Raw genomic sequence first — 24503 nt, 5'->3', positions numbered from 1 at the left:
ATGTCTACAGTGGAAGAGTTATGCCCGGTCGGGCCCGCCGTGGGTGGCGGGCCCGACCGCGGTGGTTCGGCGTCGTCAGTCGCGTGGAGCGCGGTAACCGGTCGGTTCCGCACCGAGATCGACGATCGCCGCCACCGTTCCACCCCCGGAAGGACCCTGATGGACGGCCGAGACGGACACGAAGACAGCCGGGTCACCGGTCACCGCGGCGGTGACGCCACCCACGCATGCCTTGATCTGGCGGTGCCAGTGCACATCGGAGTCGTCGAGCATCGCGTTGCGCCGCCCGCGCACCATGCCGTCCGGTGAGGCCTCGCACTTGAGGAACACGTTCACCAGCCGACCGTCCAGGTCACGGGAGTGAGGGACCGCGGGAAGGCCGAGCCCGGCGTCGCGAACGGAGTCCCAGATGCCGTCCTGGTCGAGCGCGTCGCGCATCACGGAGTGGCCGATGCGGTACCGGCCGCCGACGCCCCTGGCGTTGCCGACGACCACGATCTGCGCCCTGTCCAGTTCCACGCCCGAGGAGCACGACGCGACCTTGGAGTACAGGTCGCGGTTGTGCATGACGTCCTCGTCACTGGGCATGTCGATCTCGCCGAGTGCCACCGCGATGCCGAGCGCGGTGGTGCCGTTGGACAGGTCCATCGACTCCAGCGTGTGCTCGGTCCACACCGACTTGCCCCGGCTCTTGGCGTCGCGGATCGTTTCGATGGTCAGCAGCGGCGTCTTCGTCTGTACATAGTGCACGTCGGCGGGGTCGGTGATGCCCGCGCGGGCCATGGCTTCCTTCACCCCGGCCGCGACCTTCTCGATCATCGGGCGGCGGCCGATCTCCTCGGGCAGCAGCTGCTCGCTCATCGCGAACCCGACCGTCAACCGTGGTTCGTCGGTGGGTTCGGCCTTGCCTTCCTCGACGGTGGCGAAGATCGTGGCGTGCGGGCTGATCACGCCGTCGGTCCCGCCCGACCACACGATCGGGACCTGCCGAACCTCCTCCATCGACCGGGTGCCCTTTTCCACGAGCACCTCGCGGAAGGCGCGGTCGGCGATGATCCGGGTGAAGTCGTTCACCCCGCCGTTGCCCTCGGTCTTGCCGATGATGGCGACGACCCTGTCGGCCTCAAGCACGCGCTCGTCGATCAGCTTGGCCAGCTCGCTCGCGTCGGCGACCGAGTGGATCGGCACCTTGCGTACTTCGATCGCGGGTGGCATGTCTGCTTCCTTCCTTCTGGGATGTTCAGGCGGAACGCGCGCCGGTCCCGGTCTCATCGGGAACGACATGGGTACCCACCGTGCCGTCGAGAGCGTCGGCCAACCGGTGCAGCGAGGTGATGATCCCGCTGCCCCCTGCCCGCTCGACGAACCGGATGACCGCTTCCACCTTGGGGCCCATCGACCCCGCGGCGAAGGCGTGTTCCTCGGCGATCTCGCGCAGTCGCGTGCTGCTGACCCGGCCGATCGATGTGGCGGCCCGCGTTCCCCAACCCGCCACCACCGCCTCCACATCGGTGGCGATCACCAGCACGTCGGCGCCGAGCTGCTCGGCGAGCAACGCGGCGGTGAGGTCCTTGTCGATAACGGCCTCCACACCGTGCAGGCTGCCGTCCCCGGCCCTCATGGTGGGTATCCCGCCGCCGCCGGAGCACACGACGACGTAGCCTGCCTCCAGCAGCACCTCGGCAGCGGGCAGGTCCAGCACCTGCCGTGGTCGCGGTGACGCGACGACGCGCCGCCAGCCCCGTCGCGGCACCTCGACGAACCGCTGCCCGTGCGCCTTCAGCTTCTCGACCTCGGCCGGCGGGAGGTAACGCCCGATGGGCTTGCTGTAGGTGCGCATGCCCTCGTCGTCGGGATCGACGAGCGTACGCGAGACCAGCGCGGCAGTCCGCGCGCCGAGCCCGCGCACCGACAGCGCCCGGTCCAGCGCATTCAGCAACAGCATGCCGATGGTGGCCTGCGTCTGTGCCCCGCACCAATCCAGCGGCACCGGGGCGACCACGTCGGCGGCGAGTTCGTTCTTGACCAGCAGGTTGCCCACCTGCGGCCCGTTGCCGTGGGTGAGCAGCAGCTGGTGGCCGGCGGCGACCAGGTCCGCGATCGGCTCCGCCGCCTCGGTGATGGCCGCCCGCTGGTCCTGCGGGCGTGCCTGCCCGTCGGCCGCGGTCATGGCGTTTCCGCCGAGAGCGATCACGATCCGCATGGCTTCGACACTAGGGCCGCCGTCGCCCTCGATCATTGGCAAGTTCGCACAGTGAACCCGGCGACATCCGACAGAAGCTGCCATCGAGGCCGGCCCCGTCAGATCCGGTCGACATCGGCGGTGGTTTGCCCGCCGCTGAGTCGCGCGTAGCCGGGTCCCCGGTCGAAGAACGCCGACTCTTCGGTGTGCTCACGCATCCGGTCACGGTGGCGCCGGGTGGCCAGTTCGTCGTAGCCCACCGTGTCGTCCTCCAGCGATCCGGTCAGCACAACCCCGTAGTCCGACAGTGCGGCAGCCCAGGAAACCTTGCGCCACACCACATCGCGGACGACGAGTTCGGGATCGCGCTGCAGCGGGTCACCCCAGCCCCCGCCACCCGTCGTGCGTATCCGGATCACCTCGCCGGCTCGCACCGGTTCGGCGTCGGCCAGCGCGTCCACCTGCCGCTCGTTCGGCCCGCCCGGATCGATGGTCACCTCGAACGGCCTTCCCGCCTTGCCTCCCTTGACACCCCAACAGGACAGAATGGACCGGTCGGCGATCGACATGAAGTGCGCATCACGCAGCATCCGGATGTGCTTTTCGTAACCCAGCCCGCCACGGAACTTCCCCGCGCCGCCCGAGTCGACCGCCAGTGACAGCTTTTCCACCAGGAACGGGAAACGCGACTCGGTGAACTCCGTCGGCAGGTTCCGGGAATCCGGAACGACGTGGATGGTGTCCTCACCGTCGGCGTAGGGCCTGCCGCCCGAGCCGCCGCCCAGCACCTCCCGCATCAGGTAGGGCCGCCCCTCACGGTCCTGCCCGTACACGCCGGTGTATCGGATCGTCTCCTGGTCGGCGGGCATGTCGCCGTCCACCGCCTTGGCGACCACCCCGGCCAGCACACCGAGCAACCGCAGGATGACGAACGTTCGCGCGTTGGTCGGCGCAGGGAACACCGGCGTCAGCAGCGTTCCCGGCGGCGGGAACCGCATCTCGATCAGCGGCACGATGCCTTCGTTGACGTCCAGTTCGGCCATCCGCTCCGGGGTGTCGGCCAGGTTGCGCAGGATCGGGGCGAGCCACTTCTTCAGAAACACCCCGTCGGAGTAGTCGCCGCAGTGGTTGATCGGGCCCTTCGCCTGCGGGGAGGTGCCCGCGAAGTCGATGACGAGCCGCTCCCCGTCCGGGTCGTCGGGCGCGGTCCTGGTCAGCGTGATCCGCTGCCGGTGCAGCTTGGGCTCCTCCACGCCGTCGTGCTCGGCGTAGTCCTCCCACACCCACGAGCCGACCGGGATCTTCGACAGGATCTCTCGCCGGTAGGTCTGGGTGGTGCGGTCGATGACGGCGTCGAAGCAGGCCTCGACGGTGTCGCGGCCGTAGCGGTCGAACAGCTCGCCGAGCCTGCGCGCCCCCATCAGGCAGGCCGCGCACTCGGCGTCGAGGTCGGCCGCCAGCGACTCGGGCATGCGCGAGTTCCTCGTCATGATGGAAAGCGCCGCGCGGTTGGGTTCGCCCTGCTCCCACAACCGGATCGGCGGCACCATCAGGCCTTCCTCGAACACGCTGGTGGCCTGGCTGGGCATCGAGCCGGGCACCGCCCCACCGATGTCGTCGTGATGGCCGAACGCCTGCACGAACGCCACCACCTGCGGCCCGCGACCACTGTCGTGGAAGACGGGCACTGTCACACACAGGTCGGGCAGGTGGCCGATCCCGCCCTCGGAGCGGTAGACGTCGTTGTGGAAGAACACGTCGCCCGGCTTCATCTGCTCCAGCGGAAAGTCGCGCACCACCGGATGCACCAACGCGCTGTAGGAGCGCCCGGTCAGCTTGCGCAGCAGCCGGTCGTGGATACCTGCCCGGAAGTCGTGCGCGTCGCGGATCATGGGGCTGCGTGAGGTCCGTGCGATGGCGGTCTCCACCTCCATCTCCACCGAGGCGAGGCTGCCCTGCACGATCTCGACCAGCACCGGGTCGGCGCTCGCGCCCGCGTCCGCCGTCAGGGTGTCGAACGGGAACCGGGTCGGTGCTCTGCGGCTGTCGGTGGTGGTGTTCATGCCTGCCCCTCCCGGGTCACGATGATGTTGAGGTACTGGTCGATGCGTGCGGTGAAGCCTGGGTGCAGCGGCACCGTGGCGCCGAACTCCTCCACGATCGCGGGGCCTGCGACGACCTGGCCCGGCCGCAGGTCCGGCCGCCAGTAGACCGGCGTGTCGAGGTAGCCCTGCTCGGCGTCGAAGCACACTCCTCGGCGGGAACGTTCCTCAGCAGCGCCGAGGTCGGCGGCGATCTCGTGTGCCACCAACCGTGGCCGCCGGATGGCGCCGATCCCGGCGACCCGCAGGTTGACCCACTCGACCTGCTGGCTGTCGTCGGCGGCGAAGTCGTAGCCGTACAGCGCGCGGTGCTCGACGTGGAAGCGGCGGGCCACCTCCTCGATCAGCGCCTCGTCGACCGGCCCTTCCGGCACGGGTACCCGGACCTCGAAGGCCTGCCCGAAGTAGCGGACGTCGGCGGTGCGCACGAACTGGTGCTCGGACTCGGCGAAGCCTTCCTTCAGCAGCGCCGCCCGTGCCTGCTCGGTGAGTTCGGTGTACGCTGTGGACAGTGCCTGTGGGGTGAGCGCTTCTTGCAGGCACACGTGGGTTCGCACGTAGTCGTTCTTCACGTCCACGGTGAGCAGGCCGAAAGCCGAGACGTTGCCGGGGTTGGGCGGAACGAGCACCGCGGGCAGGTTCAGGATGTCGACGAGCCTGCACAGCAGCAGCGAACCCGAGCCGCCGAACGTGGTGAGGGTGAAGTCGCGCACGTCGAGCCCGCGTTTGACGGTGATCTGCCGCAGCGCGTTGGCCTGGTTCCAGGCCGAGATCTCCAACACCCCGGTGGCGCACTGCTCCACCGTGAGTCCCAGCTTGCCCGCCAGCGTCCGCAGCCCGTTGCGTGCGGCCTCGACGTCGAGCGGGATCTCACCGCCGAGCAGGTGCGCGGGGATGCGACCGAGCACCACGTGGGCATCGGTGACGGTGACGTCGGTGCCGCCCTTGAGGTAGCACAGCGGCCCGGGATCGGCCCCCGCCGAGTGTGGGCCGACCTTGAGGTTGCCTTCCGGGGCGAGCCAGGCGATCGAACCGCCACCCGCGCCGACCGTCGCGACGTCGATCATCGGGATCTTGCAGGGGTAGGCCCCCACGCTGCCCTCGGTGGTCAGGGTCGGTTCACCGTCGATGACGACCGAGACATCGGTGGAGGTGCCGCCGCCGTCGCAGGTGACGACCTTGTGGAAGCCGGCCGTCTGCGCGATGAGCGCCGCACCGAGCGCACCCGCGGCGGGACCGGACAACACGGTGGTGATCGGCTGGTGCACCACCTCGTCGGCGCTGAGCACGCCACCGTTGGACTTCATCACGTACAGCGGCGGACCGGCCTTGCCCTCGGAGGTGGCGTAGGCGTCCAGCCTGGTCTTGATGTTGTTGACGTAACGGGACAGCTTCGGCTTCACCGCCGCGTCCACGAGCGTGGTCATCGACCGCTCGTATTCGCGGTACTCCCGCAGCACCTGCGACGACACCGACACCACCGCGTCGGGGTGTTCCTCGGCGAGCACGGCCCGCATCAGCTCCTCGTGTGCGGGGTTGGCGTAGGCGTGCAGGAAGCACACGCCGATCGCCTCGATTCCCTTCTGCCGGAACCAGCGAGCGACCTCGCGAGCCGCGGCCTCGTCGAAGGGCCGGATTTCCGCGCCGGTGTGGTCGAGCCTGCCCTGCACCGAGCGCACCAGGTGACGCGGGACGATCCGGTCCGGCTTGACCCAGAAGTAGGAGTTGCCGTAGCCGTCCGGCACGCTCTGCCTGGCGATCTCCAGTACCGCCTCGTAGCCCTCGGTGGTGATGAAGCCGAGCCTGTCGACCTTGCCTTCGAGCAGTTGGTTGGTGGCAACCGTGGTGCCGTGGCTGACCGCACTGATGGCGGCGCCCCGATCCGGGCCGTCCGTGCCTTCGAAACCACCCAGCACGGCCAGCACCTTCTCGATGCCCGTCATGAAACCGTCGGCAGGGTTGTCCGGTGTGGACGGTGTCTTGGTGACGGTCAACTCACCGGTCGCCTCGTCGAAGGCGACGACGTCGGTGAAGGTGCCCCCGGTATCCATCCCGATACGGATGCGGCGCTGCTCACTCATGCAGCAGATTCAAACCTGCCCAGCCACCTCCGACTATGGCACTATCTCCCACCACGAGGGCAGATCATTGGCATACCCTGCCAGATTTCGTGGTGTCCGTCCCGCCGAGGCAACCCACCCGTCGCCGCCCGTGACAGGGCCCGAAACGGCCCGCGCCGCCGCCGGACCATGATGCCGGCGGCGGCGCGAGCCTGGAGTCGGTGAGTGCTACCCCCGGCAGCGCCTGCCCGCCAACGAGCCCGCCAACACCCCGAGCAACACCAGCCCAGCACCCAGTGCCACACCTTTCAGGAACGGCTCCGACTCCCTCGCTGCTGCGGGTGCGGGTGCGGTGAACACCGCGGCGCCCGGGGGAGTCGGCTTTACCGGCTCGACGGCTGCCTCCGCCTGGCCGCCAGGCACCGCGCCCGCCAGCACACCGTCCACGGCGTTGAAGAACTCACCGGCCAACCGCTTGCTGACCGAGGTCAGCATCCGCTGTCCCACGCCGCCGATCATCCCGCCGACCACGGCGTCGGCGTCGTAGGACAGCAGGGTGGTTCCGTCGGAGTTGTCAGCGAAAGCCACCTTGACGTCCGCGCTGATCGTTCCCGGAGCACCCGTTCCCTGGGCCGACAACACCAGCGACCGGTGCGGGTCCAGATCACGCAGGCTGCACGTGCCCGCGTAGGTTCCCTTGATCGAAGCGACACCGGCCGTGACGGTCATCGAGTAGGAGTTCTCCCCCGTCGTTTCCAGCCGCTCACAGCCGGGAATGGTACGGACCAGCACCGCCGGGTCCAGCAACGCGTCCCAGACCTGCTCGACCGGGGCGTTCAGGGTGGCCTGTCCGGCGATTCTCATGAGGTAGTGCGTCCTTCCTGGTGACGGAGCCGAAGGTGAAACAGCTCCGAAGGGGAGATGGGCATCGAGGTGATCGGCAGCCCCTCGGCGTCCTCGATCGCGGAGGCGAACACCGCCGAGCACGGGATCACCCCCGCCTCGCCCGCACCCTTGATGCCGAGCGGGTTGAGCGGCGAGGGGGTTTCCAGGTGGTCGATGTCGATGGACTCCGGGACCTCGGTGACGAACGGCATCAAGAAGTCCATGAACGACGCGTTGAGCAACTGCCCCGACGAGTCGTAGGCCATCCGCTCGTACAGCGCGCCGCCGACGCCCTGCGCGACACCGCCGTGGATCTGCCCCTCCACGATCATCGGGTTGATCAGCGTGCCGCAGTCGTGCACCACCGCGTATCGCAGGATGCGGATCTCGGCGGTGTCGGGGTCGGTCTCCACGATCGCGGCGTGCATGCCGTTGGCGAACGTGGACTGTTGTGGCGAGTAGAACTCGGCGCCCTCCAGACCGGGCTGTTCGTTCTCGGCGATCGGCGGCCGGTCGGCGTTGCCGACGGAGAACTGCGTCGCCGCCTTGGACGCCTCGTCGAAGGCGTACCGCAACGGGTTGGACAGCACGGCCACCGTGCCGAGCTCCATCCGCGAATCCGGCGCGCCCTTCACCCGCACCTCACCGTCGACGAGTTCGAGGTCGTCGACCGACGCCTCCAGCGCCTCGGCCGCGATGCGCAACGCCTTGTCCTTGACCTTGCGTGCCGCCAGCGCGGCCGCCGTGCCGCTCATCACCGCGGCGCGAGAGGCGAAGGTTCCCACCGCGTAGGGCATCCGGCGGGTGTCACCGGTGACGACCTCCACGTTCTCGAACGGCACCCCCAGCTCGTCGGCCACCACCTGCGCGAACGCGGTGTGGTGTCCCTGCCCCTGCGAGGTCAGTCCAATAGCGACCTTGACCTTGCCCGACGTCTCGACCTGGATGTGCGCGCCCTCGTACGGCCCAACACCCGTGCCCTCGACGTAGCAGGCGAGCCCGATGCCGACCCTGCGCCCCCGCGCGCGCAGCTCGTCTCGCATGGTTTCGAAGTCGTCCCAGCCGATGAGCTTCTTCAGCTTCTCCAGCGAAGCGGGAAAGTCACCGGAGTCGTATCGCAGCGGCCGCCCGTCCTGAAAGGTCAGTCCGTGGTCGTAGGGGAACTCGTCCGGCTGGATGAAGTTGGCGGCGCGCACCTCGGCGCGGTCCTTGCCGAGATGCGCCGCGATCGCGTCCATCGTCCGCTCCATCACATACACCCCCTGCGGCCTGCCCGCTCCGCGGTACGGCGTCACGACGACCGTGTTGGTGTATAGGCTTTCGAAGACCACGCGATAGTTGTGCGGTTTGTACGGTCCCAGCAGTTGGGTGGACGTGATGATGGGAACGATCAGACCGTACGGCGTGTAGGCGCCGTGATCGTGCCAGAACCGCACGGACAGTCCCCGCAACCTGCCCTCGTCGTCGAAGCCGACCTCGACCTCATGGTGCTGGCCACGCTCGTGCGCCGAGGAGATGAAGTGCTCGCGGCGGTCCTCGGTGAACTTCACCGGCCGCCCCAGCGCCATCGCGGCCATCGGCACCAGTAGTTCCTCCGGCCAGGGGTGCAGGATCTTCACGCCGAACCCGCCGCCGACGTCGGGGGTGATCACGTCCACCTGCGCCAGATCGAGGCCCAGCTTCGCCGCGACCGCCGCGCGCACCCCGGTGGAGGTCTGCGTCGAGCTCCACACCTGGAGCCTGCGCGCATCGGTGTCCCATCTGGCCACCGTGCCGCGGCCTTCCAGCGGCATCGACGCGCTGCGCTCGATGTCGAGTTCGAGCGTGAGCCGGTGCGGGGCCGCATCGATCGCCGCGTCGGCGTCGCCCACCGACTGCTCCATCCTGGCCGCCACGTTGCCCGGCACGTCCGGATGCACCAGGTGCTCGGCGGCGCGCGCCGCCTCCACCCCGACCACCGGCGGCAGCGGCTCGTAGCTGACCTTGATCCGCGAAACGGCGTCCTCCGCTATGTAGCGGTCGCGGGCCACCACGAAGGCGATCGCCTCGCCGACATGGTTCACCTCGTCCTTGGCCAGCGCGTACTGGGCGCGGCCCTGGGTGAGTGTCGGGTGTGGAATGAGCACCGGCAGCGGTTGCGCCATCGGCCCGGTCAGATCGTCGTAGGTGTAGACCGCGAACACGCCGTCGATGTCCAGTACCGGATCGACGTCGATGTCGACGATCCGCGCATGCGCGTGCGGGCTGCGCAGCACCGCCGCTTCCAGCGCGCCGGGAAGCAGGTCGTCGACGTACTGCCCGTTGCCCGTGACCAGCCGGTCGTCCTCGACCCTGCGGACCTTCTCCCCCATCATCCGCGTGGTCACTTCGGCTCCTCGGTCCCGTCGCCGGTGCCCTCCGCCAACTCGGCGGCCCGGCACACCGCGGCGACGATGTTGTGGTAGCCGGTACAGCGGCAGAGGTTTCCGGCGATCATCTCCCTGGCCTCCTCCGTCGTCGGGCGCGGATTGTCCGCCAGCCCCGCCGTGATCGTGGTGAGAAACCCCGGGGTGCAGAATCCGCACTGCAGCCCGTGGCATTCCTTGAACGCTCGCTGCACCGGGCCGAGTGAGCCGTCCGGCTCGCTCAGCCCCTCCACGGTGGTGATCCGGTAGTCCTGCGCGGAGACCGCGAGCAACAGGCACGATCGCATCGGCCTGCCGTCGACGAGCACGGTGCAGGCACCGCAGACCCCGTGCTCGCATCCGACGTGCGTACCGGTCAGCCGCAGGTCGTGCCGCAGGACATCGCTGAGCAGCCGCCGCGCGGGCACGGACGCCCGCCGCAGGACTCCGTTGACGTGCAACGAGATGTCGTGGGTCTGCTCGCTCACCCGATCACCTCCGCCTGCCTGGTACGGGAATCGTCGTATGCGGCGCGCACCACGCGGCGGGTGAGCACGCGGGCGAGCAGGCCGCGGTACTCGGCGCTGCCGTGGATGTCGTCCACCGGGTCGAGCGAGGCCGCCGCGAGTTCGGCAGCGTCGGTCAGTGCGCCCTCGGTCAGCTCACCAGAGGCGAACACCTCCGACAGGTCGACCACGGTCGGCACCTCGCACACCGAGAAGTAGCCCGCACGCACCGACGTCACCCGGCCGTCCGGTGCCGAGCAGACGACGGCGGCCGCACCGCACATTGCGTAGTCGCCGTGCCTGCGGGCGATCTCGTCACAACCGACGCCGCACCGCAGGCCCAACGCGGGGAAGAACGCGTCGGTGACAAGCTCGTCCTTGCGCACGGTGGACTCCAGCGGACCGATGAACAGCTCGTCGGCGGCGATCGTGCGAGTGCCGCGTGTGGACGCGGCCGTGACGTGCCCGTCGAGCAGCCGCAACACCGTCGGCATCTCGGCCGCCGCGTCGGCGTGCACGATGGAACCCACCGTGGTGCCTCTGTTGCGGATGGCCGGATGCGCGACCAGCCGCAGCGCCTTGGACAGCAGCGGCTGCACACGCCGGGCCTGCGGGTGCGCCTCGACGTCGGCGTGCCTTGCCACCGCGCCGACGCGCACCCCCGAGCTGTCCCAGGTGATCCGGGACAGCTCGGCGATGGCGTTGATGTCGACGAGCATCCCGGGGGAGGCCAGTCGCATGGACAGCAACGGGATCAGGCTCTGGCCACCCGCGAGAACCTTCGCGTCGGGGTGGGTCGCCAGTAGCTCCAGCGCCCGCGCCAGCGTGGTGGGGCGGGCGAACTCGAACGGAGCGGGCTTCACTTCGGGCCCACCGCGTCTTCCGCGGTCTCGTCGGAGGCGAGCTGCTTGCTGCGGCCCTTCACCAGGTGGAAGTACACGATCACCAGGATCGTGCCCAGCGCGATGCCGCCGAGTTCGAAGTTCTCGGTGAAGGTCAGGCTCACCCCGCCGATACCGGCGATCAGCCCGGCCGCGAGCCCGATGAGGTTCACCGGATTGCCGAAGTCGACGCGGTTCTCCACCCAGATCTTCACGCCGATCAGCCCGATCATCCCGTACAGCACCAGGGTGATCCCGCCGAGCACGCCACCGGGGGTCGCGTTGACCACAGCACCGAATTTCGGCGACAGCCCGAGCAGGATGGCCACACCGGCGGCGGCGTAGTAGGCTGCGGTGGAGTACACCCTGGTGGTGCCCATGACGCCGATGTTCTCCGCGTAGGTCGTGGTGGGCGAACCGCCGAACGCACTGGCCAGCGCGGTGGCGAGCCCGTCGGCACCGATCGCCCTGCCCATGTAGGGGTCGAGATCGTCACCCGTCATCTGCGCCACGGCCTTGACGTGGCCCGCGTTCTCGGCGATGAGGGCGATGACACCTGGCAGCACCAGCAGCACGAACGTCAGCGAGAACGACGGTGCGTGCACCACGGAGACCCCGTCGGCGAGCTGCCCGCTCGGCAGCCCGAACCAGTCCGCCTGCTGAACCTGCTCCCACGAAACGCGGTTGTGTGGCACGGCCTCGCCGTCACTCGTGGGCAACACCGAGGTGATCTGCCCGAAAACACTGTCCGCCAACCAGGACACGACATAGCCGAACACCAGCGCGAGGAACACCGCGATGCGAGACCAGAACCCGGGCAGCAGCACCGCGGCAAGCACCATGAACGTCGCGGTCAGCAGCGCGATCCACTGATCCTGATGCCAGTAGACATCCGCGACCACCGGAGCGAGGTTGAAGCCGATCAGCATGATCACCGCGCCGGTGACCGCGGGTGGCAGCACCTTGTGCAGGATCCGCGACCCTCCGAAGTGGATCAGCAGGCCGATCGCGGCGAGCACGAGGCCGCCGACCAGGATCGCCCCTGTGACGTCGGCGGAGTCGCCGCCCTGCGCGCGGATCGCGGTCACCGCAGCCACGAACGAGGCGCTGGTGCCCAGGTAACTCGGCACCCGGTTGCGCACGATCAGCAGGAACATGATGGTGCAGACACCCGAGAACATGATCGCGAGGTTGGGGTCGAGACCCATCACCAACGGGAACACGAACGTGGCACCGAACATGGCGACGACGTGCTGGGCACCCAGCCCCAGGGTGCGCCCCCAACTGAGCCGCTCCATCGGGCCCACGGCGGCGCACGGTGGCGGAGCCTTCCCGCCGTGGACAACTTTCCAGCTGAACATGGATTTGGTCACGACATCTCCTCGACGCTGCGCTGGCCGAAAATTTTGGGCTGACGCTAATGCTGCGGATCACACAGCAGCACTGTCCACATCTGCCGAACAAACAGCCGTGGCACTGGCACACCTTGCTGGCGGGGCCCCGCGGGCGAACCCGCTCATCGCGCGGAGTCGCGATGCAGGTCGAGCACCTGCAGCGCCACCGCTGCGTTGAGCCGCAGCAACGGGTCCGTGGTGAACGGGCCGAGCATCGTCTGCAGCTTGCTGATGCGGTATCGCATGGTGTTGTAGTGGAAGAACTGCTTGCGAGCGGCTTCGGCCACGTTGAGGTTGGTGTCGAGCAGCACCTGCAACGTTACCCGTAGATCAGCCGCCTCCGCGGTGTCGGCGGCGAGGTCACCCAGCACGTCGTGGGCGAACTCGTGCAACTCGCGGGGATCGGGCACCAGCGCGATGAGCCGATGCAGGCCGAGGTCGTCGAACCAGGTGGTGCAACGTCCGCCGCTGATGCGCCTGCCGACCTGGATCGCGCGCCGCGCCTGGTTGTACGCGGTCGGCAGTTCCTTCACCGACGACACCACGCGACTCACCCCTACCGAGAACGGCCGCCGTCCACCGCCCCTGTCGCCCGCGACGTCGCCGACCAACCGGTCCACGGCGGCGCGGGGCGAGTCACCGGTCACCGACGTCGGCAGCAGGCTCACCACCTCCGTGGAGAAGTCCACGGTGGAGATCGAGCGGTCCCACGACTCGCACACCTTCCGCCAGGCAGCGGCGAACCGTTCCTGCCACAACCGGCGAGTGCTGTCGGAAACCGGTTCCTCCGCCGCGTCCACCGGGTCCATCTCGGCGCAGAGCACGGCCATCGGCCGGTCGAGTTCCCAGCCGAAGGTGCGGGCGTGCTCGACGACGAAGGCCTCGTCCCCCGCGCGGTCGAGGAACACGTCGCGCAGGAAGTCTCCTCGGTACTTGTTCTCCACCACGGCCACCGCCTGCTGGCGGGTGAGCAGCAGCGCGACGATGATCGCGGTGCGCTCCAGCGCCTGCACATCGTCGTAGCCCAGCGCGCGCCCGGGGGCGACACACACCAGCCGCGCGAGATCGGTGCCGCCCGCGGGCACCGGAAGCACCCGCGCCTCACCGTCGGCGACCGGATGCGGACCCATCCTCAGCCGCTCGACGCGGACCCGGCCGGAGGAGTCGATCAGATCGAGTCGCACGAGTTGGTCGCGCGCCGCGTCGTCGAGCGCCCCGCCCCACTCTCGCCCGTCGGTGGAGGTGACGACGATGCCCACACCGAGCACCCGCGCTACCTCGGCGCTGATCCGGTTCAGGTCGGCACCGTGCAGAACCAGTTGGGAAAGCGTGGTGTGCAACGTGTCCGCGCGGGCGAGCGCGTCGTCGTGCCGGTGTCCCAACTGCGCGAAGACCTGCACGATGAGGTCGTCGAAGGCGAGGTCCCTCGGCAGGCCGAGGACGGGGAAGCCGAGTTCATCGGCGGCGGCGAGCGCGTCGGCCGCGACGGAGTCGAGGTAGCGGCCGAGTTTGACACCCATCCCGGCGAGGTTGTTGGCGTGCAGCCCGGGCAGCAGTTCGGTGAGAGTGACGGCGGGGTCACCGTCGCCTGCCGCGAGCGGGTATCCGGTGGTGACCAACAGTTCGTGCGGCTTCACCCAGTCCAGCACATCGGGGACCTCCATGACGTTGACCGCCGACACCGGGCGGTCGAGTCCGGCGGCTCCGGCGAGCACGATGGTCCCGTCCAGACAACTCAGCGTGAGCAGTTCCCGCAACGGCAGGAAATACCGGCGCATTGGCATCTCCTGCCGTTGATCAACGCTAACGTTGGCAACACTCACCATTCGGGGTACCGTACCGAACGACTAGCGTCCGAGGAATGCTCGCGTCGCATCACGTTTCGGCCACAACCCCGATCAGGGTGGCCGCCACCGGTCGTGTTCGCGACGTACTCGCGGGCCGCGTGCGCACCGCCACCGTGGTACACGCCGGCCACGACGCGGTCTACCTCGACGTCGACGGCTTCTGCCTCGGCGTGCTGTCCCGGTCCGCCACCGCGGTGCCCTGCGGACTGCGCACCACCCTGGCGTCACTGGCCGAGGGTCTCGCCACGCCGACGCCGCCCGGATCGCGCGCACGGGTTGGGGGCGGGTCGCTGCTGCTCGGCGGCGCGCGGCTGACCGTGGGCCGAGTGGTCGAGGCATCGGTCCCGGCGCTGCCTCCCGCCGCGGCACGGCGAGCGGCACGGGCACTCGCGAAGGTCTGCCCGCCGTTGCCGCACACCCGCGAGGAGTTGCCCGCGGCCGCGCTGACACTGCTCGGCGACGGTGACCCCGCCGCCGTGCCGCTGCTGCTCGGCCGCGGCAGCGGGCTGACACCGCTCGGCGACGACGTGCTCTGCGGCTGGCTCGCGACGGTGGCCGCCGGTGTCCTCGGTGGACACGACCCCGCCCGGCTTCGTCCGGTCGCGGCCGCCGTCGCGGCACTGGCCTCCCGCAACACCACCACGCTGTCGGCGACGCTGCTCGACTGCGCCGCCCGCGGCGAGGCGCTGCCGCGGTTTCGGCGGCTGGTGGCCGACCTCGCCTCGGCAGGCCCCGGCTGTGCCGCCGGGCTGGCGGCGCTGCTGGAGGTCGGCCACACCTCCGGCCACGGCCTGGCGCTCGGCCTGCACCTCGCGCTCGACCTGCTCCAGCGTTTCCCCACCGAAAGGACCCTCGTGTGACCGGTGTCGTCCACGTCGAGCTGCGCCCCGGCGCCTATGCCGACTCCGTGACCCTGCTACAGGTGAGTCGCCAGGTCACCGCACTACCAGGGGTGATCGCCGCCCAGGTGGTGATGGCGACCCCGCTCAATGTCGAGGTGCTCGCCTCGATGGGCTTCCAGCTGCCCATGACGTCACCCAACGACATGGTGGTAGCGCTTCGCCTCGAGGACGAGGAAACCCTGCCTGCGGCACTGGCCGCCGTGGAGTCGGCGCTGTCGGCCCCCCGCGACGGCAGTGACGGCACCGACCGGGTCGCCGCACCGCGTACGACGCGGTCGGCGCTGGCCCGCTCAGGCGCCGAACTGGCGCTGGTGTCGGTGCCCGGCCCGCACGCGTTCGTCGAGGCGATGGACGCTCTCGACGCCGGTCGCGACGTGTTGATCTTCAGTGACAACGTGCCGGTGGAGCAGGAACTGGCCCTCAAGCGCACCGCGGCCGAGCGCGAGCTGCTGGTGATGGGACCCGACTGCGGCACGGCGGTGGTCGGCGGCGTAGGGCTCGGCTTCGCCAACGCCACCCGCCCGGGTCCTGTCGGGTTGGTCGCCGCGTCCGGAACCGGATGCCAGCAGCTGCTGTGTCTGCTCGACGCGGCAGGCGTCGGGGTCAGCGCCGCGCTGGGCGTCGGTGGCCGCGACCTCGGCGCCGAGATCGGCGGACTGTCCACAATGGCGGCACTGCGTAGGCTGGACGCCGACGCCGCCGTCGAGCTGATCGTGGTGGTGTCCAAGCCTCCCGCACCGCAGGTCGCCGACGCCGTGCGCGCCTTCGCCGACCAGCTGGACACCCCCGTGTTGCTCGCCATGCTGGCCCCCGGTGAAGCGGACCTGACCGCATCGGCCGAAGCCGCGCTGGCCGCACTCGGCAGGCCTGCACCGCGCTGGCCGCGCTGGGGCAGGCCGACCGCACCGGCAGCGGGCCGATACCTGCGTGGCCTGTTCGCGGGCGGCACGCTGTGCGACGAGGCGATGCTCATCGCGAGCGAGAAGCTCGGCCCCATCCACAGCAACATCCCTCTCGAAGCCGGGCCCGCCCTCGGCGGCGCTTTCACCGTCGAGGGGCACAGCATGGTCGATTTCGGTGACGACGCGCTGACCACGGGCAGGGCGCACCCGATGATCGACCCGACGCTGCGGCTGGAGCAGCTGGTCAAGGCGGCCGCCGATCCGGAAACCGCCGTGGTACTGCTGGACGTGGTACTCGGCCACGGCGCCGAGCCCGATCCGGCCGCCACACTCGCGCCCGCCATCAGGTCGGCACGGCTACGGCGTGAGGTGCCGGTCGTCGTCGCCTGCGTCGGTACCGAATCGGACCCGCAGGGACTGCACACGCAGGCGGGCGCGCTGGCCGAGGCGGGCGCCGAGGTCTACCTGTCCAATGCCCACGCCACGCGGCGTGCCGTCGAGCTGGTCACCGGAGGTGCCCGATGAACCGCCCCACCCGCGCTCCGGCAGCGGTCGTCAACGCCGGAGCCGAACTGTTCGCCACGGCACTGTCCGATCAGGCCGTCGCCGTGTCGCAAGTGGACTGGCGGCCTCCGGTGCCGGGCACCGAGGCGGACCTGGCGACCGTCATGGCGGACCCGCTGCGCCACGAGGCTAACCAGCGCGCGGCTCGAGCCGTGCTGGACGTGCGGGCGATGCTGGTGGACGTGGTGCCGGCCAGTGAGGCACTCGGCCTCGAACGAGGCCACTTCCTGCACGCGGGACCACCCATCGGCTGGGACCGCGCGTCCGGCCCGCTGCGCGGGGCGTTGCTCGGCGCCGCCGCGCTGGAAGGCATCGTCGCCGAACCCGACGACGCCGCCACGCTGCTGGAAACCGGGAGCCTGACGTTCGAGCCGTGCCACCACCGGGGCGCGGTGGGGCCGATGGCCGGTGTGGTGTCACCGTCGATGTGGATGTTCGTGCTGCAGGACCCCGACTCGGGGCGGCGCACCTACTGCTCGCTGAACGAGGGACTCGGCAAGGTGTTGCGCTACGGCGCCTACGCACCTGACGTGCTCGAGCGGCTGCGCTGGATGGGCAGCGTACTCGGTCCCATGCTGCGCGACGCCGTGCGCGCCACCGGCCCGATCGACATCACCGCCATCCTCACGCAGATGGTGCAGATGGGCGACGAGGCTCACAACCGCAACCGGGCGGGAACCCTGATGCTGCTTCGAGATCTCGCGCCTGCTCTGGTGTCTTCCGGCCACGCGGGCACCGACCTCGCCGACGTGTTCCGGTTCGTCGGCGGCAACGATCACTTCTTCCTCAACCTGGCGATGCCCGCCTGCAAGCTCGCGCTCGACGCCGCCAGGGGCATCGACGGCTCCACCATGGTGGTCGCGATGGCCCGCAACGGCACCGACTTCGGCATTCAGGTGGCCGGTACCGGCGACCAGTGGTTCACCGGACCGGCTCAACTCGCCGACGGGCTGTTCATCGGCGACTTCGGACCGGACGACGCCAACCCCGACATCGGTGACTCCGCGATCACCGAGACCGCGGGCCTCGGCGGGTTCGCCATGGCCACCGCCCCACCGATCGTGAGGTTCGTCGGCGGCAGCGTGCCGCAGGCACTGGCCACCACGCGACGGATGTACGAGATCACGCTGACCGAGAACCCTCGCTGGAGCATCCCGATCCTGGAGTTCAAGGGCACCCCGACCGGCATCGACGTCAGCCTGGTGTGCCGTACCGGCATCCTGCCGCAGATCAACACCGGAATGGCGGGCAGGCAGCCCGGCGTCGGCCAGGTCGGAGCGGGCTTGGTCAAGCCACCCGCCGAGATCTTCCCCGCCGCGCTGGCCGCGCTCGCCGAGCGGGCCCGCGCGCGGGCGAGCGAACCAGCCATGGCCGCGGGCAGGACCGGGGTCTAGCGGCGAAACGCGCTCACCAGCACAGCAGCCTTTCCTGAAGTTCCCGCACCTGGAGCAACACTCGGTGATCGCGGACTCCGCGGAGCCGCTGGACAAGATCACCGAGTAAGGGACGCGTGCGGTCGGTTCCGAGTCAGTGATGCGTCAGCGGCGGCAACTACGGTCCGGGAGTGAGGAACAGTCCCGAGATCGATCGGAATGCCATGACAGCAACCAGGAAGTCGAACCGAGGAAAGCGATGGGCTCGCCGAGCACTGTCGGTCATGATGGTCACCACCGCGGCACTGGGGACGTTCACCATGCCCGCCCATGCCGACTACCTCATGACCACCTCGAGTGATGGCTACTGCGCCAACGGGCAATTCGAGGATCACGGCGAGTGGTTCTATCTCCTGGACCGTTGTTATGACGGCCATTCCGCGGTCATGCGGGTCGACGTCGAACCCGTGAAGTCGGGCAACGGTTACGACTTCCTGCTGTGGAACCCCGACGGCTACGAAACGATGCGCAGCTGGAACAAGAGCTATCCCGAAGGCACCGCGGTGTGCATCCAGGTCGGCCTCGGTGAGTACGGAAGCGGGACCAGCTGGGGGTATAGCAGCTGGACCTGCGGTTCCGCCTAGTGCCGTTGGTTCAGGCCGCGTCGACCGCGCCGGTCGAGCGGGCTCGCCCGCCGGTGACCGGGCCCAGCGGCCGATCCAGCTGTGCCAGCAGTTCGCGCACGGCCGCACGGCCGGCACGGTTGGCTCCGATCGTGCTGGCCGAGGGGCCGTAGCCGAGCAGATGCAGTCGCGGCTGCGCGACCACCCTGGTGCCGTCCATCCGGATACCACCGCCCGGTTCGCGCAGCCGCAGCGGTGCGAGATGGTCGAGAGCGGCGCGGAAACCGGTGGCCCACAGGATGACGTCGGCACGCTGTTCGGTGCCGTCGGCCCACCGCACCCCCTCCGGGGTGACGCGCTGGAACATCGGCCTGCGGTCGAGAATCCCCTCCCGAATCGCTGCCCTCACCTCCGGGGTGAGCTGCAGGCCGGTCAAGCCCGACACGCTGCCAGGGGGCTTGCCCCCACGCACCCGCCGGTCCACCTCCGCCACCACGGCACGGCCGAACTCGGGGGTGAACTCCGCGTCGCGGAACACCGGCGGCCTGCGCGTCACCCACGTCGTCTCGGCCGCCACCTCGGCGATCTCCAGCAGCAGTTGCACTGCCGAGGTGCCGCCGCCGACCACCACGACCCTGCGGCCCGCGAACTCCTGCGCACCGGTGTAGTCGACGGTGTGCGGCTGAGGGCCTCGAAACGACTCCACGCCCGGGTAGTACGGCCGGAACGGCTTGTCCCACGTTCCGGTCGCGTTGAGCACGCCGCGCGCGAGCCACGACTCGGTGGCGCTTCTCACCAGGAAGCGGCCGTCGCCGGTCAGGCCGACCGAACGTACGTCGACGGGTCGGCGCACCGGCAGGTCGAAGGCGTTCTCGTAGCGGTCGAAGTAGGCGGAGACCACCTCCGACGCCGGTAGCCGCCTGTCCACTGCCCCCAGTGCCATACCGGGCAGATCATGGATGCCGTGCACCTTGCCCATCCGCAGCAAGGGCCAACGGTGCTGCCAGGCGCCCCCTGGGCGCTCGCCGTGGTCGAGCACGACGAAGCCAGATTCTGCGGGCACACCCGCCCGGCGCAAGAAGTAGGCGGCGGACAGCCCGGCCTGCCCCGCACCGATGACGGCGACGTCGATCTCGTGGTCAACCCGCATGCCAGGTGCAACGCGGTCGGGGCCGCGCCACTTCCCGTGGCGACCGTCAGCGGCGGCGGATGGCGCGGATGATCGCGATGACCGCGAACAGCGCGGCCAGACCCGCGACCACCGGGGCCAGCCGCTTGGCGACCGAAGCGCCCGCGTAATCGAACAGGTCGATGGCCTCCGCCTGCTGGGACTCCCCCGTGGGCTTGACGGACTCCAGCTTCGGCTTCTGTGGCTCCTCGGCCGGGGCGGCCGCACCCGCTGCAGGCTTGGCCTCGGGCTCGGCGGGCGCCTCCTCCTTACCCGTGGCACCGAGCGTGTCGGCGAGGTTCGCGGCGAAGGTGTCGAGGATCTTGCCACCCACCTCGGAGATCATGCCGCGGCCGAACTGGGCGGGCCTGCCGGTGACATTCAGGTCGGTGGCGACGTTTCCCTTGGTGGAACCGCCCTCGGCGGTCAGCGTCACCGTCACCGTCGCCGCCGCGGTGCCCGCACCGCGCGCGTCCTTGCCCGAGGCCTTGATGAGCAGCTTCCTGGCCTGCTCGTCCTTCTCGACGAACTCGCCCGAGCCCTTGTACAGCAAGGAGACCGGCCCGAGCTTGACCTTCACCGTGCCCTTGAAGTTGTCGCCCTCGACGGAGCTGAGGGTGGCTCCGGGCATGCATGGCGCCACGCGTTCCGGATCGAGCACCGCCTTCCACACCTCGTCGATGGGCGCCGGAACGGTGAACTCGTGGTCGAGCCGCACGGGCCGACCTCCTTTCTACGTCCTCACGTACTCGGAGGCGAGACACCCCCAAGGCCACTCTAGTTGGGTCGTGCGCGACCGTGGTGGCCTTGGGGGCACGTGTCACCCCGCCATCGCCGAACTGATCGCTCTTCCGGTGAGTACCCTCGCGAGCTGCTGTCGATACTCCACGTCGGCGTTGCCGTCGACCGTCGGGTTGGTGCCCTCGGCCGCGTGCTGCGCCGCCGCCCGGATGGTCTCCTCCGTGGCCTGCTGCCCGACGAGTGCCTGCTCGACCGCGCCCGCCCTCACCGGCACCGACGACATGTTCGTCAGCCCGATCTTCGCCTCCGCGATGGTGTCGCCCTCGGTGCGTACCGTGGCAGCGACTGCCACCATGGACCAGGCCTGCGCCACCCGGTTGAACTTCTCGTAGTGCGCATGCCAGCCGGTGTGCTTCGGCACCCTGATCTCCACCAGGAGTTCCTCCGGCCGCATCGCGGTGGTGAAGAAGTCCTGGAAGAACTCCGCGGCGGGGATCGCGCGCCTGCCGTCCATGCCCGCGACCACCATTTCGGCGTCCATCGCCAGCGCGGGCGCGAGCAGGTCACCGGCCGGGTCGGCGTGTGCGATGGAACCGCCGAACGTGCCCCGGTGCCGCACCTGCGGGTCGGCCACCGTGTCGGTTGCCCTGGCCAGCAACGCGGCGTGCTCGGCGACCAGCGGGTCGCGCTGCACGTCGTAGTGCGTGGTCATCGACCCGATCACCAGCGAGTCGCCGTCCTCGCGGACCCCGCGCAACTCCGGCACACGGTTGAGGTCGATCAGCGTGGTCGGCGTGGCCAGGCGCATCCGCAGCACGGGGAGCAGGCTCTGCCCGCCCGCCAACACCTTGGCGTCCTCCCCCGCTTCGGCGAGGGCACGCACGGCTTCGTCCACGCTGGACGGAGCGACGTAGTCGAACGGGGCGGGGATCACTGCGCACCTCCAGAGTCGATGGAACCGAGGCCGCCGCCTGCCTCCGCACCGGGGCCGCCCGCGGCCTTCTCGCCGGTTCGGATGGCCTTCCACACGCGCATCGGCGTGAGCGGCATCTCGATGTCGTTGACACCGAAGTGCCGCACCGCGTCGACCACCGCGTTGACCACGGCAGGCGTGGATGCGATGGTGCCCGCCTCGCCGACACCCTTGACGCCGAGCGGGTTGGTCGTGGACGGGGTCTCGGTGCGGTCGGTGGTGAACGACGGCAGGTCGGCCGCGGACGGCAGCAGGTAGTCGGCGAAGGTGCCGGAGGTCAGCGTGCCGCCCTCGTCGTAGACGGCTTCCTCGAACAACGCCTGCGCGATGCCCTGCGCGAGACCGCCGTGGATCTGGCCTTCCACGATGAGTGGGTTGACCACGGTGCCGACGTCGTCCACGCACACGTACGACCGCAGGGTGACCCGCCCGGTCTCGGTGTCCACCTCGGCCGCGCACAGGTGCGTGCCGTGCGGGAAGGAGAAGTTCTCCGGGTCGTACACGGCCTCGGAGTCCAGTGACGGCTCCACGCCGTCGGGCAGGTCGTGTGCCATGAAGGCGGCGAAGGCGACGTCCTGGATGCCGGTGGAACGGTCCGTGCCCTTCACGGTGAACTTGCCGCCGGAGAACTCCAGGTCGTCCTCGGAGCACTCCATCATGTGGGCGGCGATCCGCCTCGCCTTGGCGATCACCTTGTCGGCTGCCTTCACGACGGCGATCCCGCCGACGGCCAGCGAACGCGAGCCGTAGGTGTCCAGACCCTTCGGCGAGGACTGGGTGTCGCCGTGCAGTACCTCGACGTCTTCGAACGGCACGCCGAGTTGATCGGCCACGATCTGGCTCCACGCCGTCTCGTGCCCCTGCCCGTGCGCGGAGGACCCGGTGACCACCTCGACCTTGCCGGTGGCCAGCATCCGGATCGCGGCGTGTTCCCAGCCGCCCGCGCCGTAGTCGAGCGAGCCGAGCACCCGCGAAGGCGCCAGTCCGCACATCTCGGTGAAGGTGGAGATACCGATGCCCAGTTGCACCGGGTCGTTGCGCTCCCTGCGCTCACGCTGCTCGCGGCGAAGCCCCTCGTAGTCGAAGAGCTGCATCGCCTTCTCGGTGGCGGCCTCGTAGTTGCCCGAGTCGTAGGTCAGCGTCGAGACCGTGGTGTACGGGAACTCTTCGTGCTTGATCCAGTTCAGCTCCCGCAGCCGCATCGGGTCCATGTCCAACTCGGCGGCGAGTTCGTCCATTATCCGCTCGATCGCGAAGGTGGCCTCCGGCCTGCCCGCGCCACGGTAGGCGTCTGTGAGCGCCGTGTTGGTGAACACGTTCGTGCACGCGAAATGGTAGGCCGGGATCTTGTAGATCGCGTTGAACATGAAGGCACCGAGGATCGGCACGCCGGGCCCGACAAGCCCGAGGTAGGCCCCCATGTCGGCCATCAGCTCGACCTTCAGGCCGGTGATGGTGCCGTCGCGCCTGGCCGCGATGGTCAGATCCTGGATCTGGTCGCGGCCGTGGTGGGCGGCCATCATGGTCTCCGACCTGGACTCGGTCCACTTCACCGGCGTGCCGAGTTTCTGCGCCACCAGCAGCGACATGATCTCCTCGGGCAGCACGGCGATCTTGCCGCCGAAGCCCCCGCCGACGTCGGGCGCGATCACCCTGATCTTGTGCTCGGGAATGCCGAGCGTCAGCGCGGACATCGTCTTCAGGATGTGCGGGATCTGGGTGGCCGACCACATCGTCAGTTGCGCCGCCGTCGGGTCCACCACGCACGAGCGTGGCTCCATGAAGGCGGGGACGAGGCGCTGCTGGCGGAACCGGCGCTTGAGGACGACCTCTGCCTGGCTGATCGCCTGTTCCACGTCCTCGCCGGAGCCCGCCTCGGCGGAGTCGAACTTCCACAGCGCGTTGCGGTTGGTGCCCAACTCCTCGTGCACCAGCGGAGCACCCTCGGCGAGTGCGTTCTCCATGCCGAGCACCACGGGAAGCTCGTCGTACTCCACGTCGATGGCCTCGAGTGCGTCCTCGGCCTCGCCGGGGGTGCGCGCGACGACCACGGCCACGCCCTCGCCCGCGAAGTTGACCTGGCCCTGCGCCAGCACCGGCCTGCGGGGTGACTTCATGTCCGGGGTGACGGGCCAGGCGCACGGCATGCCGATCGCGCCTTCGGGGTCGAGGTCGTCTCCGGTGTAGACCGCGATGACGCCAGGCATCTCCTTGGCCGCGGAGGTGTCGATGCTGACGATCTTGGCGTGTGCCAGCGTGCTGCGCAGCACGGCCAGATGCACCATCCCCGGCAGCATCATGTTGTCGGTCCAGCGGGTCCGGCCGGTGATCAGGCGCGCGTCTTCCTTGCGAAGCCTTGCCCTACCGACCTCCGGCTCGATGGTGGAGGTCATCACTCACCACCCCCGCCGATGCCCGACGCGGTGCCGGTCGGCTCGCCTACTCGCTCGGCCGCGGGCCCCGCTCCCGGACGCATGTGCTGCGCCGCGTCCTGCACCGCGCGCACGATGTTCTGGTAACCGGTGCACCGGCAGAGGTTGCCCTCCAGCCCTTCGCGCACCGTCTGCTCGTCCGGGTCCGGGTTGTCGGCGAGCAGATCGATCGACTGCATGATCATCCCTGGGGTGCAGTACCCGCACTGCAGCGCGTGGTTGTCGTGGAACGCCCGCTGCACCGGGTGCAGCTCGCCGTCGCGGGCGAGGCCCTCGATGGTGGTGACCTCGCTGCCGTCGGCCTGTACCGCCAGTACCGAGCACGACTTCACGCTGTGCCCGTCCAGGTGCACGGTGCACGCCCCGCAGTTACTGGTGTCGCACCCGACCACGGTGCCGACCTTGCCCAACTGCTGCCGCAGGTAGTGCACCAGCAGAGTCCGGGGCTCGACGTCGTCGGTGTAGCTGGTTCCGTCGACTGTGACGGTGATGCGCATTGGGCCTCCTGTGGTGGCTCGGCCCGCGAGGCGGGCCGGGGAACGGCCGTGGCCGACCACCGCGAAGCGGTGATCGGCTTCACAACA

The 24503-nt window shown here is 69.6% G+C and carries 19 protein-coding genes; 4 read left to right on the top strand and 15 right to left on the bottom strand.

The window, feature by feature from the left end:
* Positions 1–75 precede the first annotated feature (75 nt).
* The 10 genes from bar to SACMADRAFT_RS08615 form a co-directional block, all read right to left on the bottom strand.
* The gene (bar, locus tag SACMADRAFT_RS08660) at positions 76–1215 is read right to left on the bottom strand and encodes a barbiturase (RefSeq protein WP_009153426.1); all 1140 of its coding nucleotides are present in this window, start codon (positions 1213–1215) and stop codon (positions 76–78) included.
* Positions 1216–1240: 25 nt separating this feature from the next.
* Positions 1241–2203, bottom strand: coding sequence for a carbamate kinase (locus tag SACMADRAFT_RS08655; RefSeq protein WP_157617216.1), 963 nt, complete (start codon positions 2201–2203; stop codon positions 1241–1243).
* A gap of 98 nt (positions 2204–2301) precedes the next feature.
* Positions 2302–4245, bottom strand: a complete 1944-nt coding sequence (locus tag SACMADRAFT_RS08650) for a hydantoinase B/oxoprolinase family protein (protein WP_009153424.1) — start codon at positions 4243–4245, stop codon at positions 2302–2304.
* Positions 4242–6365, bottom strand: a complete 2124-nt coding sequence (locus tag SACMADRAFT_RS08645; protein WP_009153423.1) for a hydantoinase/oxoprolinase family protein — start codon at positions 6363–6365, stop codon at positions 4242–4244. The genes SACMADRAFT_RS08650 and SACMADRAFT_RS08645 overlap by 4 nt, the downstream gene beginning before the upstream one ends.
* A 207-nt stretch (positions 6366–6572) precedes the next feature.
* Positions 6573–7208: an SRPBCC family protein gene (locus SACMADRAFT_RS08640; RefSeq protein ID WP_009153422.1), complete on the bottom strand. Its 636-nt coding sequence runs from the start codon at positions 7206–7208 to the stop codon at positions 6573–6575.
* Positions 7205–9595 (bottom strand): aerobic carbon-monoxide dehydrogenase large subunit, encoded by a 2391-nt coding sequence (cutA, locus tag SACMADRAFT_RS08635; protein WP_009153421.1) that lies wholly within the window; start codon positions 9593–9595, stop codon positions 7205–7207. The genes SACMADRAFT_RS08640 and cutA overlap by 4 nt, the downstream gene beginning before the upstream one ends.
* On the bottom strand, positions 9592–10101 hold the full coding sequence (locus SACMADRAFT_RS08630) for a (2Fe-2S)-binding protein (RefSeq protein ID WP_009153420.1): 510 nt from the start codon (positions 10099–10101) through the stop codon (positions 9592–9594). Before SACMADRAFT_RS08630 ends, cutA begins: the two co-directional genes overlap by 4 nt.
* Positions 10098–10982 carry an FAD binding domain-containing protein gene (locus SACMADRAFT_RS08625; protein ID WP_009153419.1) on the bottom strand — a complete coding sequence of 295 codons (885 nt, stop codon included), beginning with the start codon at positions 10980–10982 and terminating at the stop codon, positions 10098–10100. Before SACMADRAFT_RS08625 ends, SACMADRAFT_RS08630 begins: the two co-directional genes overlap by 4 nt.
* The gene (locus SACMADRAFT_RS08620; RefSeq protein ID WP_009153418.1) at positions 10979–12373 is read right to left on the bottom strand and encodes a uracil-xanthine permease family protein; all 1395 of its coding nucleotides are present in this window, start codon (positions 12371–12373) and stop codon (positions 10979–10981) included. The genes SACMADRAFT_RS08625 and SACMADRAFT_RS08620 overlap by 4 nt, the downstream gene beginning before the upstream one ends.
* A gap of 143 nt (positions 12374–12516) precedes the next feature.
* Positions 12517–14172, bottom strand: coding sequence for a PucR family transcriptional regulator (locus SACMADRAFT_RS08615; RefSeq protein ID WP_009153417.1), 1656 nt, complete (start codon positions 14170–14172; stop codon positions 12517–12519).
* An 83-nt stretch (positions 14173–14255) separates the two neighbouring features.
* Here SACMADRAFT_RS08615 and SACMADRAFT_RS08610 point away from each other — a divergent pair, with 83 nt between their 5' ends.
* From SACMADRAFT_RS08610 to SACMADRAFT_RS08595, 4 genes are all read left to right on the top strand, one after another.
* Positions 14256–15101 (top strand): DUF2877 domain-containing protein, encoded by an 846-nt coding sequence (locus SACMADRAFT_RS08610; protein WP_009153416.1) that lies wholly within the window; start codon positions 14256–14258, stop codon positions 15099–15101.
* Complete coding sequence (locus tag SACMADRAFT_RS30315; RefSeq protein WP_009153415.1) at positions 15098–16570, top strand: succinyl-CoA synthetase subunit alpha; 1473 nt, start codon at positions 15098–15100, stop codon at positions 16568–16570. Before SACMADRAFT_RS08610 ends, SACMADRAFT_RS30315 begins: the two co-directional genes overlap by 4 nt.
* On the top strand, positions 16567–18003 hold the full coding sequence (locus SACMADRAFT_RS30310; protein ID WP_009153414.1) for a YlbE family protein: 1437 nt from the start codon (positions 16567–16569) through the stop codon (positions 18001–18003). The genes SACMADRAFT_RS30315 and SACMADRAFT_RS30310 overlap by 4 nt, the downstream gene beginning before the upstream one ends.
* Positions 18004–18206: 203 nt before the next feature.
* A complete protein-coding gene (locus tag SACMADRAFT_RS08595) occupies positions 18207–18626 on the top strand; it encodes a hypothetical protein (RefSeq protein ID WP_157617215.1) in 420 nt (139 codons plus the stop codon).
* 10 nt (positions 18627–18636) lie between these two features.
* On the opposite strand, the gene SACMADRAFT_RS08590 is transcribed toward SACMADRAFT_RS08595, so the two are convergent.
* The 5 genes from SACMADRAFT_RS08590 to SACMADRAFT_RS08570 all read right to left on the bottom strand — a co-directional run bounded on the left by SACMADRAFT_RS08590 (position 18637) and on the right by SACMADRAFT_RS08570 (position 24416).
* Positions 18637–19755: an NAD(P)-binding domain-containing protein gene (locus SACMADRAFT_RS08590; RefSeq protein ID WP_009153412.1), complete on the bottom strand. Its 1119-nt coding sequence runs from the start codon at positions 19753–19755 to the stop codon at positions 18637–18639.
* A gap of 46 nt (positions 19756–19801) precedes the next feature.
* Complete coding sequence (locus SACMADRAFT_RS08585; RefSeq protein WP_009153411.1) at positions 19802–20491, bottom strand: SRPBCC family protein; 690 nt, start codon at positions 20489–20491, stop codon at positions 19802–19804.
* Between the two features lie 102 nt (positions 20492–20593).
* Positions 20594–21448: an FAD binding domain-containing protein gene (locus SACMADRAFT_RS08580; RefSeq protein ID WP_009153410.1), complete on the bottom strand. Its 855-nt coding sequence runs from the start codon at positions 21446–21448 to the stop codon at positions 20594–20596.
* Positions 21445–23880 carry a xanthine dehydrogenase family protein molybdopterin-binding subunit gene (locus SACMADRAFT_RS08575; protein ID WP_009153409.1) on the bottom strand — a complete coding sequence of 812 codons (2436 nt, stop codon included), beginning with the start codon at positions 23878–23880 and terminating at the stop codon, positions 21445–21447. The genes SACMADRAFT_RS08580 and SACMADRAFT_RS08575 overlap by 4 nt, the downstream gene beginning before the upstream one ends.
* Positions 23880–24416 carry a (2Fe-2S)-binding protein gene (locus SACMADRAFT_RS08570; protein ID WP_009153408.1) on the bottom strand — a complete coding sequence of 179 codons (537 nt, stop codon included), beginning with the start codon at positions 24414–24416 and terminating at the stop codon, positions 23880–23882. The genes SACMADRAFT_RS08575 and SACMADRAFT_RS08570 overlap by 1 nt, the downstream gene beginning before the upstream one ends.
* Between the last annotated feature and the right edge of the window lie 87 nt (positions 24417–24503).

The sequence above is a fragment of the Saccharomonospora marina XMU15 genome, from assembly GCF_000244955.1.
Lineage (GTDB): Bacteria > Actinomycetota > Actinomycetes > Mycobacteriales > Pseudonocardiaceae > Saccharomonospora_A > Saccharomonospora_A marina.
Note: the sequence above shows the minus strand (reverse complement) of the source record. Positions and strands in the feature narration are given on the sequence as shown.

Bases quoted from the DNA above. Each gene is read 5' to 3' on its own strand.
- bar (WP_009153426.1), bottom strand. From the start codon at position 1,215: ATGCCACCCGCGATCGAAGTACGCAAGGTGCCGATCCACTCGGTCGCC.
- SACMADRAFT_RS08655 (WP_157617216.1), bottom strand. From the start codon at position 2,203: ATGCGGATCGTGATCGCTCTCGGCGGAAACGCCATGACCGCGGCCGAC.
- SACMADRAFT_RS08650 (WP_009153424.1), bottom strand. From the start codon at position 4,245: ATGAACACCACCACCGACAGCCGCAGAGCACCGACCCGGTTCCCGTTC.
- SACMADRAFT_RS08645 (WP_009153423.1), bottom strand. From the start codon at position 6,365: ATGAGTGAGCAGCGCCGCATCCGTATCGGGATGGATACCGGGGGCACC.
- SACMADRAFT_RS08640 (WP_009153422.1), bottom strand. From the start codon at position 7,208: ATGAGAATCGCCGGACAGGCCACCCTGAACGCCCCGGTCGAGCAGGTC.
- SACMADRAFT_RS08615 (WP_009153417.1), bottom strand. From the start codon at position 14,172: ATGCGCCGGTATTTCCTGCCGTTGCGGGAACTGCTCACGCTGAGTTGT.
- SACMADRAFT_RS08610 (WP_009153416.1), top strand. From the start codon at position 14,256: ATGCTCGCGTCGCATCACGTTTCGGCCACAACCCCGATCAGGGTGGCC.
- SACMADRAFT_RS30310 (WP_009153414.1), top strand. From the start codon at position 16,567: ATGAACCGCCCCACCCGCGCTCCGGCAGCGGTCGTCAACGCCGGAGCC.
- SACMADRAFT_RS08595 (WP_157617215.1), top strand. From the start codon at position 18,207: ATGACAGCAACCAGGAAGTCGAACCGAGGAAAGCGATGGGCTCGCCGA.
- SACMADRAFT_RS08590 (WP_009153412.1), bottom strand. From the start codon at position 19,755: ATGCGGGTTGACCACGAGATCGACGTCGCCGTCATCGGTGCGGGGCAG.
- SACMADRAFT_RS08575 (WP_009153409.1), bottom strand. From the start codon at position 23,880: ATGACCTCCACCATCGAGCCGGAGGTCGGTAGGGCAAGGCTTCGCAAG.
- SACMADRAFT_RS08570 (WP_009153408.1), bottom strand. From the start codon at position 24,416: ATGCGCATCACCGTCACAGTCGACGGAACCAGCTACACCGACGACGTC.